This window comes from Cohnella hashimotonis, assembly GCF_030014955.1.
In the GTDB taxonomy this organism is placed as follows: Bacteria; Bacillota; Bacilli; order Paenibacillales; family Paenibacillaceae; genus Cohnella; species Cohnella hashimotonis.
Window position 1 is genome coordinate 2,382,305 of the sequence record NZ_JAGRPV010000001.1, and the last position, 16,836, is coordinate 2,399,140.

Below are 16,836 nucleotides of genomic sequence, written 5' to 3' on the forward strand. Positions count from 1 at the left end.
GAATAGTCATGGGAAGCAGCGCCTTATCCGCCAGATCCTCTATTAAATGGACGGCTTACATCTTTATTACGGTTGCGTCGATTCTATGCCTGGTGCCGTTTCTGCTCGTGCTCTCGGGATCGCTGACCGCCAACGATTCGATCGTGAGCGAGGGCTACAATCTCCTTCCGGGCGATTGGTCGCTGGAGGGCTATCGTACGATTTTCCATAACCCGGACAAAGTACTGCGGGCTTACGGCGTGACGGGACTCACGACGCTGACGGGGACGCTCCTCGGTATGTTTATGATCACGATGACCGGATACGTGCTGCAGCGCAAGGATTTCAAATATCGCAACGCCGTTTCTTTCTTCATTTACTTTACGACGCTCTTCGGTGGCGGCCTCGTCCCATGGTATATTCTGGTCACCAAGTATCTTCGTTTGACCGATTCGCTGTGGGCGCTTATTTTGCCGGGATTGCTTTCGCCGTTTCTGATCATTCTGATGCGCAGCTTCATGAGCAGCATGATTCCGGATGAGGTGATCGAGTCCGCCAAGATCGACGGCGCCGGCGATTTTCTGATTTACTGGCGAATTACGCTGCCGATCTCGCTGCCGGGCCTGGCCACCATCGGACTTTTCCTCACGCTGCATTATTGGAACGACTGGTACCTCTCCTCGCTGTTCATTAACAATCCCGATAAATATCAGTTGCAGTATTACTTGTACAACGTCATCAACAATGCGAAAGCCATTCAGGATCTGGCGATCAGCGGCGTCACGCTGAACGCGAATCTGCCGATGGAGACGACGAAGATGGCGATGTCGATCATCGCGGTCGGTCCGATCCTGTTCCTGTACCCGTTCGTTCAACGCTATTTCGTCAAAGGCTTGACGATCGGGGCCGTCAAAGGTTAGACCCTGCCGACTCGCGAGCGGCAGGCTGACATAGATACTTATACGACTCATAGGAGGGTTCCTAAGAAATGGCGGTACCGAAAAAATGGTGGGGTCTAGGACTATCAGCGAGCTTGCTGGCAGCCATACTGTCCGGGTGCAGCAGCGGATCGAACAACGGCAACAATGGTGATGCGCAGGCGACGGCTTCCGCGTCGTCAACGGAGAGCGCTTCGCCGAGCGCGAGCGGCGCCGCGGCAACCGCCTCGCCGGCTTCGGCGCTAGATACGTCTAAGAAGGTCGAGCTTCAATTCTATATGGTTGGCGATGCTCCGGCCGACCTGAAAGAGATCGAGTCCAAGATCAATGAGATGGCGCTGCAGGATCTGAACGCCACGGTCAAATTTAACTTCACGACCTGGTCGGATTGGAGCCAGAAGTACAAGCTCCTGCTGGCGAGCGGCCAGCCGATCGACTTGATTTTCACGGCAGACTGGACGCAGTATCAAACCTATGCGAACAAGGGCGCTTTCCTCCCGCTGGACGACTTGCTGCCGAAGTCGGCGCCGGAACTGCATGGCTTTGTGCCAAAGGAAATGTGGGACGCCGTCAAGGTCGGAGGCAAGATCTATACGGTTCCTTCAACCTACGAGGAGTATGTGACGGACGGCATCGTATATCGGGAAGATCTGCGCAAGAAGTACAACCTTCCGGTTCCCGACTCGCTTGAGCACCTTGAGAATTACCTCGACGGCATCAAGAAAAACGAACCTGGCATGACACCGATCGCGGACAAGGGCAACCTTCATGTGGAAGCGTACCAGCTCCATCCCGATCTGAAAAATATGGCCTACAAGGTCGGATCGACGCCTTATGGTCTGAACATTCCTTATGACGATCCGCACAACGTGACTTCCTACTGGGGCTCGCAGGCGCATCTCGATATGCTGAAAATTTTTAAGGGATGGACCGATAAAGGCTACCTGCCGCGAAACCAGCTGAACGACGCAACAAGAGGGCCGGACCTTTTCGCATCCGGCAAAGCCGCCGTCGTGCTCTCCGCGCAAAATCCGACGGCATACGGGCAGCTGTTGTCCAAGATGGCAGGCACGGGAATGGAGATCGCTTATTTCCCGTATCCGATGTATAAGGGATACTCGACGCCAGTCCACCCGATTCACAACGGCTTCGCCATCCCGACAAGCAGCGCGAATCCCGAGCGGGCGCTGGCGTTCTACGAGAAGCTTGTGCTCGACAAACGATATAACTTACTGACGGAATACGGCGTGGAAGGCAAGCACTATGAAGTGTCGGCCGATGGGCATTATCAGGCGGTCGGCGATGCCGGCGCAAGCGGCTTCCCGCGCGAAGGCATGAACGGTTGGGCATGGCGCAATCCCGAGTACATGTTGTTTGATACGAGCTACGATGTCGTAGGTGGCATCTTCAAACAGCTCGAGACGATCTCGAAGCCGGACTTCCTGACGGGACTGGCCGAGGATTATACGCCATATCAGGCGGAGAGAGCCGCGCTCGAACAAGTCCAGCAGGAGTACCTGGCGCCGCTTGAAGCGGGCGTCGTCAAAGATGTGGAGGCCGGACTTAAGACTTTCATGGAGAAGGCCAAGGCAGCAGGGCTCGACAAAGTGCAGGATGGCTACAAGCAGCAGTTGGACAGCTATTTAACCGAGATCGGCCGTTGATCGCCCGACTCACCAGGTAAGGAAAAACGGCTCCCGCCGCGAATGCGGGGGAGCCGTTTTTGTTATAGCTGGGTCCGCTCCATGTTTTTCTGATATTGCGAAGGAGTCAGTCCCGTCCACTTTTTAAACATCTGGGTGAAGTAGCGTTCGTCCTGATAGCCGACGAGCGATGCAACGGCGAAGATGCGGAGCGGCTCGGCAGCGAGCAGCTTCTTGGCCGCTTCGATCCGATATTGGTGCAAATAATCGAGGAAGTTGATGCCCAGCTCCTGCTTGAACAACGTGCTCAAATAATTGGTCGATACGTAAGCTTCCTTGGCAAGGCCCTCCAGGGTAAGGTTCTCGCTGTATCTGGACTCGATCATCGAGAGGACGCTCGCAATCGTCCGATGAAGCGGGCGGCGCGCCTGTAGCTGCCTGGCCAAACTTTGAACGATCTCTGTCATGAGCTGGGACAGCTGCTCGTAGGAATCGACCCTGCTGGATTGATGGAGCCATAGAGCGAAAGGGCTTCGCCAGTCTGGAGAATCCGCCGGAGAAAGCGCGATCCGGTCGCGAAGGCTCGTCAGGAAGGCGGCGGTGCCGCCCTGGATGGCAATGCGGTCTCCTTGCCCGAGACGGCGCACGGCTTCCAGCCATTCGTCCTTGGTATCCAGCACGTCGGCCATCTTGTCCTCCTGGAGCAAATTGAGCATGCGCGTCTCTAGCCGGGAGATGTCCTGCTGAAGACGCAGCTCTTCCGAATCCGAACTCTGGCTTTCGCCCGATTGAACTTCGGCGAGGAACACTTTGCCGTCGTTCTCCAGCATGCGGGATTCGAGCCGTTCGTAAGCCTGTTCGTACGAAATGCGCAGGTCATCGAGAGAATCGACCGGATCTCCGGCGCTGATGCTGACGGACAGTTTGAGGAGCTCGCGGATACGATCCATAAGATGGCTCAGCGCCAGCCGAAGCTTGTCCGCTTCGAGCTTGGGCGGCTGCGCGACCCATACGATATCGTTGCCGTGCTGCAGCGCCTCGCTCTTCCCTTCACAGAAGGCACCGAGCAGTTCGGAAGCGATATTGAGCGCGGCATAGCGGAGAAGCTCAACTTCGCCCTCCGCATATTGAAGCCGTCGAACGTCCGCTCCGTGAATGCGGATGAGGCCGACATGAAAGGCGCCTCCTGCAAAAGGCAATTGCAAGGAGCCGGCCAACGATTCGCGATTCTCTCCCGGCATGCGGGGATGCTCGATCCATTGCCGGAGCGTCTGCGATCTCAGCAGGGGGACGCTGCGATGAACGGCCGATTGCAGGCTTTGCGTCAGTGCACGGTCCTTGCGAATCTCCGCTAGCTTGGTCACCGCTCTTAGCATGACTTGTTCGATCTCGGCCGGCCGGCTGGGCTTCAGGATGTATTCAGTGACTTGAAGCCGCATCGCTTCGCGGGCGTAATCAAAGTCGTTATAGCCGGAGATGACGACGACGACGGCGTCGCTGCCGCTGCCCCGCAGCTCGCGGATGAATTCGAGCCCGTCCATGCCGGGCATGCGGATGTCGGTCAGCACCAGATCCGGGTGGTGCTGACGCGCGGCGGCCAGCGCCTCGCGTCCGTCTCCAGCGGCTTGGCAGACTTCAATGCCCAGCCGATCCCAACGGACGGCGTGAATTAATCCTTTGCGTATGCGCAATTCGTCCTCAACCAGAAGCAGCTTCAACATGTTCGTACACCTCTTTGTCCGGAATGACGATATGAATTCGCGTGCCTGCGCCAGGCTTGCTTTCTATTTCGATACGGGCAGCATCTCCATAATATAGCTGCAAGCGGTGCATGCAATTCCAGATGGCATAGCCGCGCCTTGGCTTGTCCGCCCGATCCGGCCGATCGTCGTGCGGAGCGGCAAGCAGCATATCCAGTCGTTCCGGGGGAATGCCGACGCCGTTGTCAGTCAAGGCAATGACCAGGCCATCCGAGGTGCCGGTCACCGAGATGTGAAGGAATCCGTCCTGGTTGAGCGGCTCGATCCCGTGAATGATCGCATTCTCGACGAAGGGCTGAATCATGAGCTTTGGCACGAGGCGATCGCTGACGATCGGTTCGGCCTCGATCTCAAAATGGAGCCTGTTCACAAAGCGCAGCTGCTGCAAATGAAGATAGTGCCGCACGAGCTGCAATTCCTTGTGCAGCGGGATAATGTCCCTGCCGTCGTTCAGGCTAAGGCGGAACACTTGGGCGAGCGTATGGGTCATATCCGCAATCTTGGGCTGGTGTACCCGCTCCGCCTCCCAGCAGATGGTGTCGAGCATGTTGTACAGGAAATGGGGATTGATCTGCGATTGAAGCATGCGGAGCTCCGCTTCTTGACGGGCCAAGCGGAATTTGTAGACGTCGTCGATCAATTGCCTGATCCGGGACACCATCAAGTTGTAGGTGCGGGCAAGCAAGCCGATCTCGTCTTGCCCGGTGACGGGAACGTTCTGGGTGAAGTCGCCGGTCTGCAGCTTGCGCATTGACAACAGCAGACGATTAATGGGTTTGGTGACGAAGGAGGCTGTCAACCAGGTCAGGATGAGCAACAGGAGGATGCAGGCTGCGATTACCGACAAGGTGACGGACCGGATATGGCTGATTTGGGACAGGACGGAGGCTTTCGAGTGGAAAATATATATTTGCCAGCCCGTCTGCGAAGAGGCGGCGCGGGAGTAAAGCCAGCGGGACGCGTCCACCGCAGGCGTGTCGTCTGGTGAAGTGCCGTTCTTCATAAAAGGTAACTCAGCAAGGCGGCCTCCTAGCCATTGTCCGCTAGAGGAAGATAGTACGACGCCTTGATCGCTCACGATGACGGTCTCCATGTCCGCCGCGGATTGCTCGCTCAGATAGGCTTGGCGAAGATCCTTCTCGTTGAATCCGATCACGACGACGGCGAGCGGCAGTTGATTGTTGAGATCCTTGAGCGCCCGGCTGAATATCACTTTTCGTTCGTTGTCTCCGTAGAACAGGCGGTTGCTCTCCGTCTCGATGTCCCAGACGAACTTCTCCCGGTCGACCATCGGCGTCCGGTAATACGGCGTCCGCTTGAACTGCTCGGGAGGAAGCAAGGAATGGCTCCCGCTATTAGTGAATTCGATCTGCCGTCCTTCAAGCGGATAGATGGCCATCGACATGGAGAAGTCTTGGGTAATGATCATGCTGTCGATGTCGTGAAAGGCCGTTTGCCTCAAGAGGTATAGATCGGTATAGGTCGGCGTGGACAGCAGGAACCCGCGCAGCGCATTTGACAGATACATCGTGCCGAACATATTGTTGAAATCCTTGGCCACGTAGTCCAAGGTGGAGGTCGTCGCTTCGGCGACGTGCGTCTGCTGTTGCCGGATCTTATTCAACAACTGGTCCGAGGCGACCGAATACGAATAGGCGCCGATGCTACCCACAGCGACGATCATAATCGGCATCAACCAGAAAAACAATTTCATCCGAAGGGACAGTTTGCGGTATAAGCGGAGGAACCTCGAGGGGACATGCACGCACCTTTTCTCTCCTTCATCGTGCAGAATCGAGATGTTTGTGAAATAATACAATTATAGCATTTTCAATGAAAATTAAGGGGCCACTTTAAATTATACAACTTGAAAGGAAGAATTGGATGAAGCGCTCTTGGGTTCGCACCGCGGCGCTTTTCGGCTGCGCGTTTCTGTCTGCCTGCTCGGGAAGCGCGATCGACCGGGGGCAGTCAGGCAGCATACCGGAAAGGAAAGAAATCGTCTTTTACAGCAACCGAACGGATCGTACCATCGGCTTGGGAAAGGCGGAACAGACGCTGATCGACCGATATATGAAGGAGAATCCCCAAATTCAGATAACGGTGCGTACGATCGCGCCGAATTCGCAGTATCAGAGCAAGATTAAGCTTCTTCAGGCTGCCCATCGCTTGCCCGATCTGTTCGTCTCTTCGAGCGACTCTACCTTCCTGGATCCGCTCGTCCGGAGCGGGGACGTTCAGGCGCTGGGTCCCGAGGTGTTGGACGGATTCGGCTTCCCGGATGATTCGCTCGCGGCATTTACGAGAGGGGATAGGCTGTACGGCGTTCCGCGAACCCGCAGCTTCCTAGCTTTGTACTATAACCGGGATCTATTCAAAAAGTACGGCGCCAAAGTCCCACGTACGGAAGAGGAACTGCTGTCAGCCGGCAAATTGTTTGAAGCGAAAGGACTCGTGCCGATCGCTGCGGACGGTAGGGGAGCCGACACGTTTAAGCGATTATTCAACACGATGATCGAGCGCGTCAGCGGCACGAACAAGACGTTGGCTGAAGCCAACGAAGGCAGCATCGCCTTTACCGACTCCCAGATTCAGACGGCTGCTGAGCATCTACAGAGATGGGTGAAAGAGGGGCTGTTCGGCGACGATTTTCTAAATCAGGATTACGGCTCGGCGCGGACGCTCTTCGGCCAAGGCAAGGCTGCGATGTACCTACAGGGCAACTGGGAAGCAGACATTGACGGCGATGAAAATTTCGATCCTGGCATTCGGTCTTCCATCGGCATCGTTAATATTCCGTCCTTGAGTGGAGGACAAGGCAAAGCCGAGGATATATACAGCTGGTACGGCGAGGGGATCTTAGTCTTTAAAGACTCGCCTGTCAAGGAAGAAGCGCTCGTCTTCCTCAAATGGATGTTCCGGCAGGACAACTGGGCGGCGCTGACCGCGGACGACGGTCTCAGCCTTCCGATTCAGCCAGCCGCGGAGAGCGACAGCCAAGCGGCCGAAGGGATTCGATCCGATCTGACAAGGATCCAGATGGAGGCGATCGCCGGAGCGCCGCCGGTCTGGACGCCGAACCAGTCGAACGAACTAGAGGCCGCTCGCAACGTTCTCGTAGAGCAATTCGTGTCCTTAAGACTCACGCCCCAGCAGTTCGTCAATGAACTGGACCGCCTAGGGTGGGATATTACGACGATTCGCCGACTAAGCCAAATTTCATGAAGACGTCATGGCGGAAGAGTATTACGGGGAGCAAAATATCGGGGGTGCCTCTGCTAGAGTCGATTTACATAACCGGGCAGTCGCAGCCTCTTTCTCAACGCCGGGGTGGCTTAGCCTGGGGGCGAAGTGGTTTCAGCGCTCGCGAGGCACAAACCATTTGCAGCTAGTGCAAGTTCCGTACGACAGTTGGGCTTAGATTATTTATACATTATATCAACGAGCTACCTTTGAGGGATGTTGCAACTGGCATAATGCTCATAATAGTTTCGGTACGCTTTAGAGTCGACTAAATGGTCGGCTTTTTTGATGCGGTTAGTACCGAATGATGCTCAATTTTCTTTCATATCAGACCCCCGCACAGCGCACGTTACATGATGCAAGACTGGGCACTCATCTTTTATTGCTTAAACAGCTTGGTAGTAGATTTCCGGAAAGATATATTTATGAACCATTTTCAAGTGAAACTCCTGAATCGTTCAAAACATTTCGTGCCTATATTAAGAGTATTGAAAAGAACTTCCTTTATCAGAACAATCAAAACTATATGATCCTCAATTCAGTGAGAAAATATATTATGCGACTAGAGGGTACCCTCGATATTTAAATCATTTTCTGTACCATGCTTTAAAAGTTGCGTTACGAAGTGGTAAAGATAAAATTGTTGAAAATGATTTGTTCATCGGATTTTCTAAACTTAAATTTGATGATAAGCCTAAGGTTATAAATCCCTTTCACGGTAAAACATTTAATTTAAACGCTGCTTTACAAGCAGAAAAGTAACTTTATTAAATGATTTGTGCGTATGCTGTGGAAAATTACAATAAATGATTTGCAGTTTCGAGCACTCCTTTCGGAGTGCTTTTTCATTGTGTTCATAAAAAAGCAGAAGTTAGAAGCGTCCGGACAAGGGATCTGTCCATAAAGGAAATCGTTAGCCATTATCTTGAATGTGGGAGTAATGCATGCGCTGTATTTTTATTAATTTTCCGGATTTCCTTCGAAGAAAATTATACGTCCTGCTCTTTTGTGAGAGCAGGATTTTTTTATGAAAGAAGGAGTGAAGCTCATTCACGATGCGAATAACGCGCAATATCTGAAATTCAAAAGTTCGATATCCGAATATTGAAAGCAAAGCATACCCGCTATGGTGTTCAATGGAGTTATCTAATAGGGATGCCATTGAAGGGGGTGAGTGGGGGGAATACTACAGAAAAGCAAAGATGGTTGCAAACACAGAAATCCATTCCAGGATCAACGCCAAAGGGGAGTTTAACGTGATCAAAAGGCTTCTATTTGTTTCGATCGCTTTCATTTTGGTTCTTGCGGTTCTCGCAGGCTGCAGCGGGAATAAACCAAACGAGAATTCGTCATCGGGCAATAAATCCTCTTCCGGAGAGCCTTATACGGTTAATTTTGCGTATCATGCGCCGAAGGAAGGCAATCAGCAAGAAGTGAATAAACTGATTAACGAACTGACCATGAAAGATTTAAATATGAAAGTCAATTTAATTCCGCTTAGCTGGGATACGTACAATTCAAAATTGCCCATGATGCTTGCGTCCGGCGAACCGATTGACATTTCGTTTGCTTTTTCGTTCAGCATGCCCAACTTTCTTGACGGCGGGTACATCGTAGATGCTTCAAAATACGAAGAATACACGAAAGACATCTACGGAGTGTTGGGCGATGACGTGAAGGCGGGTTATATTGGCGACATGTTGGTCGGATTTCCGATGATGAACTCGCGGGCGACCCCTTCCGGGATCTTCGTGAGGAAAGATATATTCGAAGCGCTCGGATACAAGGAGTCGGACTTTAACGTAACGACGGACGATTACAGCAGCTTCGACAAGATCACGGAAATGTTCGCCAAGGTAAAGGAAAAATACCCCGACATTACGCCTTTTGACGGATTTCGGACCTTCGGTTTGAATTTTATCTCTTATATTGACGGTTTGGGCGATCAATTCGGCGTCCTGGATAACTATGGCCAGTCTACGACCTTTAAGAACTGGTACGAATCCGAACAGTTTCTGCAATTCGCCAAGTTGAACAGGAAATGGTTTACGGAAGGATATTCCTCTAAAGACATTGCGGTGGACAAAGAGTTGGGACAAGCGAAAATGAAAGCGGGAAAAACGTTCGCGATTTTTGCTTCCTATGGTCCTAACGTGCTTACGGAAATGAAATCGCAAACGGGTTATGACGTTGTGATGATCCCGGTTTCCAAGAAAATGAAAGCCACGGTGGCTGTCAGCGGCGCTATGAACGTCGTTTTGAGTACGTCCAAAGACAAGGCGAAAGCCTTCCAATTCCTGAACTGGGCGTACACGAATGCTGAATTCAACGATCTTCTCAACTGGGGCGTTCCGGGCAAAGACTGGGTCGTAAACGAAAATGGACAAGCGGATTACCCGCCAGGACAAACAGCGCAGACGGTTAATTACCACTCCGACTACGGGTTTATTTATCCGAACCAGTATTTGATGACGCCATGGGCGGGCAGTCCGAAGGATATTTGGGATAGGCTTAAGAACTTTGACCAAGATGCGATTATTTCAAAAGCCTTCGGTTTAAATTTCGATTCCGCGCCGGTTTCGGCAGAGCTATCCCAGTTGAATTCCGTACTCGCGAAATACGAAAACGCCATCAATTTCGGCGCGGTTGACCCGGAAGAAAACATCAAGAAGCTTAACGACGAATTGTACGGTGCCGGCTTGCAAAAAGTGATCGATGAAAAACAAAGGCAGCTGGATGCCTGGTTGGCTAAGCAAAAATAAACACATGACAAGATTCGGAGGCTGTTTTTCGCGGGTTGAATACAGCCTCCGACTCAACTGGGGGATCGCGACCGACGATGACGAAAAAACTCGCAAACCTAAAAGAGTTCATCCCGCTTTATCTGATGATGATACCCTGCGCGGTTTACCTTATCATCAACAACTATATTCCGATGGTCGGGATCGTGTCCGCTTTCAAGAAATTTCGCATCACGGATGGCATCCTGGGCAGTCCATGGGTCGGACTTAAAAATTTCGAGTACTTGTTCCGGTCCCATGATTTAGCCATTATCATTCGGAACACGCTCCTATATAATGCCTCGTTTATTATCGTGAATACAATCGTGGGTCTTTTTCTTGCCATCTTAATATCCGAGATCAAAAACGAAAAAATGAAGAAGCTGTATCAAAGCTCCATTCTGTTGCCGTTCACGCTCTCTATGGTCATCGTCAGCTATATTGTCTTCGCGTTTTTAAGCCAAAAGAACGGCATGCTCAATAACAGCATTTTCAAAAACAATCCCGTCGAATGGTACAGCGATCCGTCGTGGTGGCCACTGATCCTGATCCTTGTCCAATGCTGGAAAACAGTGGGGTACGGCGCTTTGATTTATATTGCGGGCATCGCTACGATCGATCGTTCATTATACGAAGCGGCAGCCATCGACGGCGCGGGAAAATGGACGCAGATCAAACATATCACGCTGCCGGCGTTGCTTCCTTCGATCATCACTATGTTTCTCTTAAGCGTCAGCAGAATCGGGTATTCGGACTTCGGTCTATTCTACTTAATTCCTCAGGGTTCAGGGACGCTGTTCAACGTAACCTCAACGATCGATACGTATGTCTATAGCACGATGATGGCACCAGGCGGAATCGGACGCTCCGCTGCCACGGGCTTAATGCAAGCGCTCGTCGGATTTATTCTGATTGTTCTAGCGAATGCCCTTGTACGCAAGCTGAGCTCGAAAGACGCAATTTTTTAATGGGGGGCAACGTCTGAATGATTGAGAATAAATCGTATCAGATCACCTTTAATGTCATTTACCTATTTATCGCTTTGATCATGATATTGCCGTTGGTTTTGCTATTCATATCCTCCATAACGGATGACAATGCGCTGCTTGCCAATGGTTATTCGTTCTTTCCATCCAAATTCAGTCTCGAGGCGTATGGATATATGGTGACGAATTCTTCTACCATCTTGCGAGCATACGGCGTTACGATTGTCGTCACCGTGCTGGGAACCGTTATCGGTCTTGTGATTACGGCTCTGATGAGTTTCTCTCTGTCGATTCGGAATTTGCCCGGAAACCGCGTGATCAGCTTCTTTGTCTTTTTCACCATGCTGTTTAATGGCGGGTTAGTGCCGACGTACATTATGTGGACGAGTTTGGGAGTCGTCAATACGATATGGGCGTATGTGTTCCCTTTCTTGTTGACGAATGCCTTCAATATCGTTTTGATCCGTTCTTATTTTGTCTCAAGCATTCCGAATGAATTATATGAATCCGCAAAAATCGACGGTGCCGGATATTTCAGAATTTTCTGGAAGATGGCAATTCCCCTTGGAAAACCGATATTAGCCACGATCGGCCTCTTCTCTTGCCTGCTCTATTGGAATGATTGGTTAAACGGCCTCTACTTCATTACCGACCCTGGTCAGTATAGCATCCAAGCGTTATTGAACAGAATGAGCCAGAACATTCAATCCGTCATCAACTCTACTTCATCGAGTACGAGTGTCATGAATCTGCCGCAGGCTTCTATTCGGATGGCGATCGCCTTCATTGCCATTTTACCGATCCTCGTTATGTATCCGTTCATTCAAAAGTATTTTGCAAACGGAATAATGAAAGGCGCAGTGAAAGGGTAATTTCAGTCGCCTTTGCCCATCATGCGCGAGATCAAAGAAGGGAATGGTAAAAGTGAAAAATGTCGATCATATTCATCCCGATCTTAGAAAAATCATGGATTCTCTGCCTGTCGTAGATTTGAAAAACACGCGAACGCTGCCCGAGGACTTTGTTCTACCGGTGCAAGTCAAATCCCCGCTTGTGAAGACGACGAATCGAATGATTCAAGGCAAGGATACGGAATTGCTAATCAAGATTTACGAACCCGTGAAGAAGCCGGAAACGTCCCTGCCCGCTTTCTTGTGGATTCATGGCGGAGGCTACTTGATGGGACATCCGGACCTGGATGATAGCTTATGCGAACAGTTTGTTCTAAGAGCCAACTGCGTAGTGGGTTCTATCGATTACAGACTTGCACCGGATCACGCTTATCCGGCCGCTATAGAGGATTGCTATGCCGGCTTGACGTGGATGGCTGAGCACGCGGACGAATTGCAAATCGATCCGGCAAGACTGGCCATCGGGGGGGCCAGCGCGGGAGGGGGGCTAACTGCTGCACTCGCCATCCTAGCCCGTGATCGAGGGGGCCCGAATATCGTATTCCAGATGCCGTTGTACCCGATGATCGACGATCGAAACCGAACACCCTCCAGCCATGAGATTAATCAGAACAATTTTCCGAAAGCCTGGAACCGGGAAATGAACCAGCTTGCTTGGAGCATGTATCTCGGTTCCGCCGCGGACGGCGATGTCCCATCCTATGCGGCTGCGGCGCGCGAAACAGATCTGTCAGGGCTCCCGCCGGCTTATACCTGCATAGGCGATCTGGATCTGTTCAGAGACGAAACGATTGATTATGTGGCTCGATTGGCTCAGGCGGACGTTCCAGTTGAATTTCATCTCTATCCGGGATGCTTCCATGGATTTGATGTTATTTTTAACGACGCGGAAATCAGCAATCGAGCAAGGAATGAATACATCGATGCGCTGTATCGTGCGCTCAACCCCTGAAATTAAGAAGGTAACAGGCCTCAGAGAGAGAGGAAAGTGGAGCATGAAGGGGAAGATTGCGATCGTGCCCGGAACACCGAATGAAGGAAACCGGGAGTATCTGCCTGAAGCGATCAAAGACTCGGATATGGTGGTCAACGAGAACGGAAACAATTCGCAGGTATATCCGTCCAGATTGGCGGAATATACCGGCGTTGTTACGGACGGTCTCCAAGATACATGGTACGAATACGTTCCGGCAACCTATGACGGAACTCGCAAGGTTCCTCTCGTAATCTCGATGCACGGCGGATTGATGACCGGATGGGGGCAGGCGATTTATTCCTCCTGGACGCTTGTGGCGGATCGGGAAGGATTGATCGTTGTATTTCCGAATGCCCACGAAAGGCGAATATGGATGCTCGAAGTAGAAAAGAAAACGTTCGAGCTTCTCGGGAAGCCCAGCCCCGGCGGATTTTACTTGCATAAACCGCCGGAGCGGCCGGAGGAAAATCATGATTTGAATCTCGTGCTTGCATTGATCGAGAAGATGAAACAAAAGTACAACATCGATGAATCCAGAATTTTTATGCAGGGCATGTCCATGGGTGAAATTATGACGAACCAGTTCGCTCGATATTACGGTCTGCTGGCAGGGCATGCGGGTTCGGCTGGTATCACCTGGCCGGAAGTGATTTTTAACGAGCATGGCGACGTCATCAATCGCGCGGGGCCGCTTCCAGTTTGGCAGTCCCGCGTAGAGCATGAAAGCATCCCGCTGCATGAAGAGGAGACTGCGGAATTCGTTAAGAAAAATCGGGCGTACTGGAAAAGAATCAACGGAATTCGCGAATTACCGGAAATCAAAATCGTGGGCGAAGACAACTTTGCATTTTATAAGGGCGAGCATGGGGATTTGGTATTCCGGGACGTGAAAAATCGGGATCATGGGCAAACCTTCGATGACGCTGAACTCGTATGGGATTATCTATTCTCGGGTATTCGGCGCGGAGAGAACGGCGAAATTGTGAATTCCGAACCCTTATGTCCTCGGAAAGGGGACGCTTATGCGATCGCCCTGGCAGCGGGCAGCGCAAAGGCGTATGTAAACAATCGGTTAGTCACGATGAACGGACCTGTCATGAAGCATCAGAAGCTGAAGTATCACGGGCTGAACGGCGGTTCGATCATAAGAGGGGAGTACTTCCTGGTGCCCGTTTCATTCCTTGCGGCAGTATTCGATGCGACTAATGCCTCTGAGGATGAAGGGCTTTCCGCAGTAATGGAGCTGAAAGACGGAAGAACGCTGCAATTCGCCCGGGGCAGTATCGGTTGTGTCGTGGATGACCGCGTCCACGCCATGTATTGCGAAGCGGTGTATAAAGATGGCGAGTTATATGTGCCGATCGAGTGGATTTGCAAGAGGCTGTTCAACAACCACGCTTCAACTTGCGAAGACGTGCTCTATATTACCGATCACGATGCCGAGCTTTCCTTGAATATGGCCCATCTTATCCGTGATGAAATCCTTGCATAAGTCGGGTGGTGAGGCATAGATGAACGAATTAAGCGGCACGGGTAACGGCGATACCGGCCAAGCGTTGCATACGGTCTGGAATAAGGCGTTTCTCAAGGTGTTTATCATGAATGTCTTTCTTATGATGGGACTGTTCATGACAAATACCCTTGTTCCAACTTATGTTGAACATTTAGGCGCAACCGCCGCCGTTGTTGGCGTAGTTACAAGTATGTTCGCCGTTACCGCTCTCGCGGCTAGACCGGTCGTTGGGCCGGCAACCAGTTATTTCAGGAACAATCGAATAATAGCGGTGGCCGTCGTCATCACGATAGCAGCATTCATATGCTATGGAATGGCGGATAGCGTTGAGATGGTCATCATGGGGAGACTGCTCCATGGGGTCGGCATGGGCTTCTTCGCGCCCGTAACCATGGCCCTTGCCAGCGATGCCTTGCCAAGCCAGAAGCTTGCTTCCGGAATCGGCATCTTTTCATTAGGCCAGGCCATTGCTACGGCAATTGGTCCAGCCTTTGGACTTGAATTGGTACATCGATACGGTTACAGATCAACTTTCTTCATCGGAGCACTCATCATGCTCATCGTGCTCGTGCTTTCAATGCGACTGAAATCCGACGCGCCGGAAAGAAAGGAAGGCTTCAGAATCAAGTTTTCTGACATTATAGACCGGGAAGTGATGCTCCCCGCGATGATGATGCTGTTCTTATCAAGCGCTTATTCTTGCATTAACGCTTTTATCTTACTTTTCGGGGGAGCTGCGGGAGTTAAGGAAATAGGTTTTTTCTTTACATCCTATGCGGCTTGTCTGTTCTTATCCAGACCCGTCAGCGGTAAGCTGGCGGATAAATACGGTGTGGATAAAACCTTGATTCCAGGAATGATCGTCTTCGCGGTGTCTTTCATCTTGATTAGCTTCTCCCGTACGCTCCCTATGTTTTTAGCGGCGGGTGCCGTGTCGGCATTCGGATACGGGATTTGTCAGCCCGCCGTTCAAACGCTTTGCATGCAGTTGGTTTCCAAGGAGCGAAGAGGCGTGGCGGGCAATACGGCATTCATCGGCGTCGATACCGGTTATTTAATCGCCCCCTCTTTGGCAGGGATGATCGTAACCTTCGTGCATGGCCAAGGCGGAGACGAGATAGCGGGATATGCCGTTATGTTTCGGGTCATGACGATCCCGATCCTATTCGCGCTCATCCTCTTTCTATGGAAGAGGAGAACGATTCTATTAAAAGTCAAAAATCTCAAAAGATAGATCAGGAGGAAGACGGATGTCCATTGCAACCCTGAATTTCGAAAGCATGTATTTAAAATCAAATCATCAGATCAGTATTATTTTACCCGACAAGCCGCGCGATCTCTCCCCGAAAAGCTATTATGAAAGCGGTAAGAAATACAAAGTATTATGGCTTCTTCATGGCACGTACGGCGATCATACGGATTGGCTTCGAAGAACGAATATTGAATTGTATGCATGTGAGAAAAACCTTATTGTCGTTATGCCAAGCGCTCTTAACAGCAATTATTCCAATTGGGATCAATGTATGATGGGCTTCGGCATGTATGACTATCTGACCGAAGAACTCATGCCGTTAATTTACAATTGGTTTCCGGCATCGGATAAGCGCGAAGACAACTTTATCGCGGGCCTTTCGATGGGCGGGCGGGGAACGATTAAGTTTGCGGCCAATCATCCGGACAAATTTGCCGCTGCAGCCGTACTTTCTGCCGCACCCACGAATTTTCAAAATTTGACGGAAGAGGATTTGCATAAGGACGATATGTTTTCTCGTCGTATGTTAGGGATGGTACAGAACGCCGGTGGGCTGGAAAGCTTTAAGAACTCTTCCGAGAACGTATGGGATATACTGAGCGCCCTTGCCGGGTCCGGCCGCTTGCCAAAACTCCTGTTTGCCTGCGGTACCGCTGATACGATGATCTACGAGAACTTGCTTCTCTTCAAGAAGCATGCCGAGGAAATCGGACTAGACGCAGAATTTTGGACATTAGACGGTTATGAACATGAATGGCGGTTTTGGGACTTAGCGATTCAGCATGCGTTGCAATTTTTCGGTCTGGAAGATACAGGGGCAAGCCCATACTAACGCCATGACGAAAGGATCTGATG

Annotated in this window: 12 protein-coding genes; 10 read left to right on the forward strand and 2 right to left on the reverse strand. The window is 51.2% G+C overall.

Features of this window, described 5'->3' with window-relative positions:
- Positions 1–8: 8 nt before the first annotated feature.
- Positions 9–899 (forward strand): carbohydrate ABC transporter permease, encoded by an 891-nt coding sequence (locus KB449_RS09305; protein ID WP_282908108.1) that lies wholly within the window; start codon positions 9–11, stop codon positions 897–899.
- Positions 900–967: 68 nt separating this feature from the next.
- Entirely contained in the window at positions 968–2,581 is a 1,614-nt protein-coding gene (locus tag KB449_RS09310) for an extracellular solute-binding protein (protein WP_282908109.1), read from the forward strand.
- Positions 2,582–2,643: 62 nt separating this feature from the next.
- On the opposite strand, the gene KB449_RS09315 is transcribed toward KB449_RS09310, so the two are convergent.
- Positions 2,644–4,281 (reverse strand): response regulator transcription factor, encoded by a 1,638-nt coding sequence (locus KB449_RS09315; protein WP_282908110.1) that lies wholly within the window; start codon positions 4,279–4,281, stop codon positions 2,644–2,646.
- Positions 4,259–6,004, reverse strand: coding sequence for a sensor histidine kinase (locus KB449_RS09320; protein ID WP_282908111.1), 1,746 nt, complete (start codon positions 6,002–6,004; stop codon positions 4,259–4,261). Before KB449_RS09320 ends, KB449_RS09315 begins: the two co-directional genes overlap by 23 nt.
- A gap of 200 nt (positions 6,005–6,204) precedes the next feature.
- On the opposite strand from KB449_RS09320, the gene KB449_RS09325 reads away from it, so the two are divergent.
- From KB449_RS09325 to KB449_RS09360, 8 genes are all read left to right on the forward strand, one after another.
- Positions 6,205–7,545 (forward strand): ABC transporter substrate-binding protein, encoded by a 1,341-nt coding sequence (locus tag KB449_RS09325; RefSeq protein WP_282908112.1) that lies wholly within the window; start codon positions 6,205–6,207, stop codon positions 7,543–7,545.
- Positions 7,546–8,819: 1,274 nt separating this feature from the next.
- Complete coding sequence (locus tag KB449_RS36460) at positions 8,820–10,325, forward strand: ABC transporter substrate-binding protein (RefSeq protein ID WP_282908113.1); 1,506 nt, start codon at positions 8,820–8,822, stop codon at positions 10,323–10,325.
- 77 nt (positions 10,326–10,402) lie between these two features.
- Positions 10,403–11,311: an ABC transporter permease gene (locus KB449_RS09335; RefSeq protein ID WP_282908114.1), complete on the forward strand. Its 909-nt coding sequence runs from the start codon at positions 10,403–10,405 to the stop codon at positions 11,309–11,311.
- A gap of 17 nt (positions 11,312–11,328) precedes the next feature.
- On the forward strand, positions 11,329–12,201 hold the full coding sequence (locus tag KB449_RS09340) for a carbohydrate ABC transporter permease (protein WP_282908115.1): 873 nt from the start codon (positions 11,329–11,331) through the stop codon (positions 12,199–12,201).
- Between the two features lie 52 nt (positions 12,202–12,253).
- A complete protein-coding gene (locus tag KB449_RS09345) occupies positions 12,254–13,192 on the forward strand; it encodes an alpha/beta hydrolase (RefSeq protein ID WP_434082496.1) in 939 nt (312 codons plus the stop codon).
- A 43-nt stretch (positions 13,193–13,235) separates the two neighbouring features.
- Positions 13,236–14,708, forward strand: coding sequence for a CE1 family esterase (locus KB449_RS09350; RefSeq protein ID WP_282908116.1), 1,473 nt, complete (start codon positions 13,236–13,238; stop codon positions 14,706–14,708).
- 19 nt (positions 14,709–14,727) lie between these two features.
- Positions 14,728–15,963 carry an MFS transporter gene (locus tag KB449_RS09355; protein ID WP_282908117.1) on the forward strand — a complete coding sequence of 412 codons (1,236 nt, stop codon included), beginning with the start codon at positions 14,728–14,730 and terminating at the stop codon, positions 15,961–15,963.
- Positions 15,964–15,979: 16 nt separating this feature from the next.
- Positions 15,980–16,813 carry an alpha/beta hydrolase gene (locus tag KB449_RS09360; protein ID WP_282908118.1) on the forward strand — a complete coding sequence of 278 codons (834 nt, stop codon included), beginning with the start codon at positions 15,980–15,982 and terminating at the stop codon, positions 16,811–16,813.
- The last annotated feature ends 23 nt before the right edge of the window (positions 16,814–16,836 follow it).

What these genes read in the sequence shown, in the direction of transcription:
- KB449_RS09305 (WP_282908108.1), top strand. Translation starts at nt 9, where the DNA reads ATGGGAAGCAGCGCCTTATCCGCCAGATCCTCTATTAAATGGACGGCT.
- KB449_RS09310 (WP_282908109.1), top strand. Translation starts at nt 968, where the DNA reads ATGGCGGTACCGAAAAAATGGTGGGGTCTAGGACTATCAGCGAGCTTG.
- KB449_RS09315 (WP_282908110.1), bottom strand. Translation starts at nt 4,281, where the DNA reads ATGTTGAAGCTGCTTCTGGTTGAGGACGAATTGCGCATACGCAAAGGA.
- KB449_RS09320 (WP_282908111.1), bottom strand. Translation starts at nt 6,004, where the DNA reads ATGATCGTCGCTGTGGGTAGCATCGGCGCCTATTCGTATTCGGTCGCC.
- KB449_RS09325 (WP_282908112.1), top strand. Translation starts at nt 6,205, where the DNA reads ATGAAGCGCTCTTGGGTTCGCACCGCGGCGCTTTTCGGCTGCGCGTTT.
- KB449_RS09335 (WP_282908114.1), top strand. Translation starts at nt 10,403, where the DNA reads ATGACGAAAAAACTCGCAAACCTAAAAGAGTTCATCCCGCTTTATCTG.
- KB449_RS09340 (WP_282908115.1), top strand. Translation starts at nt 11,329, where the DNA reads ATGATTGAGAATAAATCGTATCAGATCACCTTTAATGTCATTTACCTA.
- KB449_RS09350 (WP_282908116.1), top strand. Translation starts at nt 13,236, where the DNA reads ATGAAGGGGAAGATTGCGATCGTGCCCGGAACACCGAATGAAGGAAAC.
- KB449_RS09355 (WP_282908117.1), top strand. Translation starts at nt 14,728, where the DNA reads ATGAACGAATTAAGCGGCACGGGTAACGGCGATACCGGCCAAGCGTTG.
- KB449_RS09360 (WP_282908118.1), top strand. Translation starts at nt 15,980, where the DNA reads ATGTCCATTGCAACCCTGAATTTCGAAAGCATGTATTTAAAATCAAAT.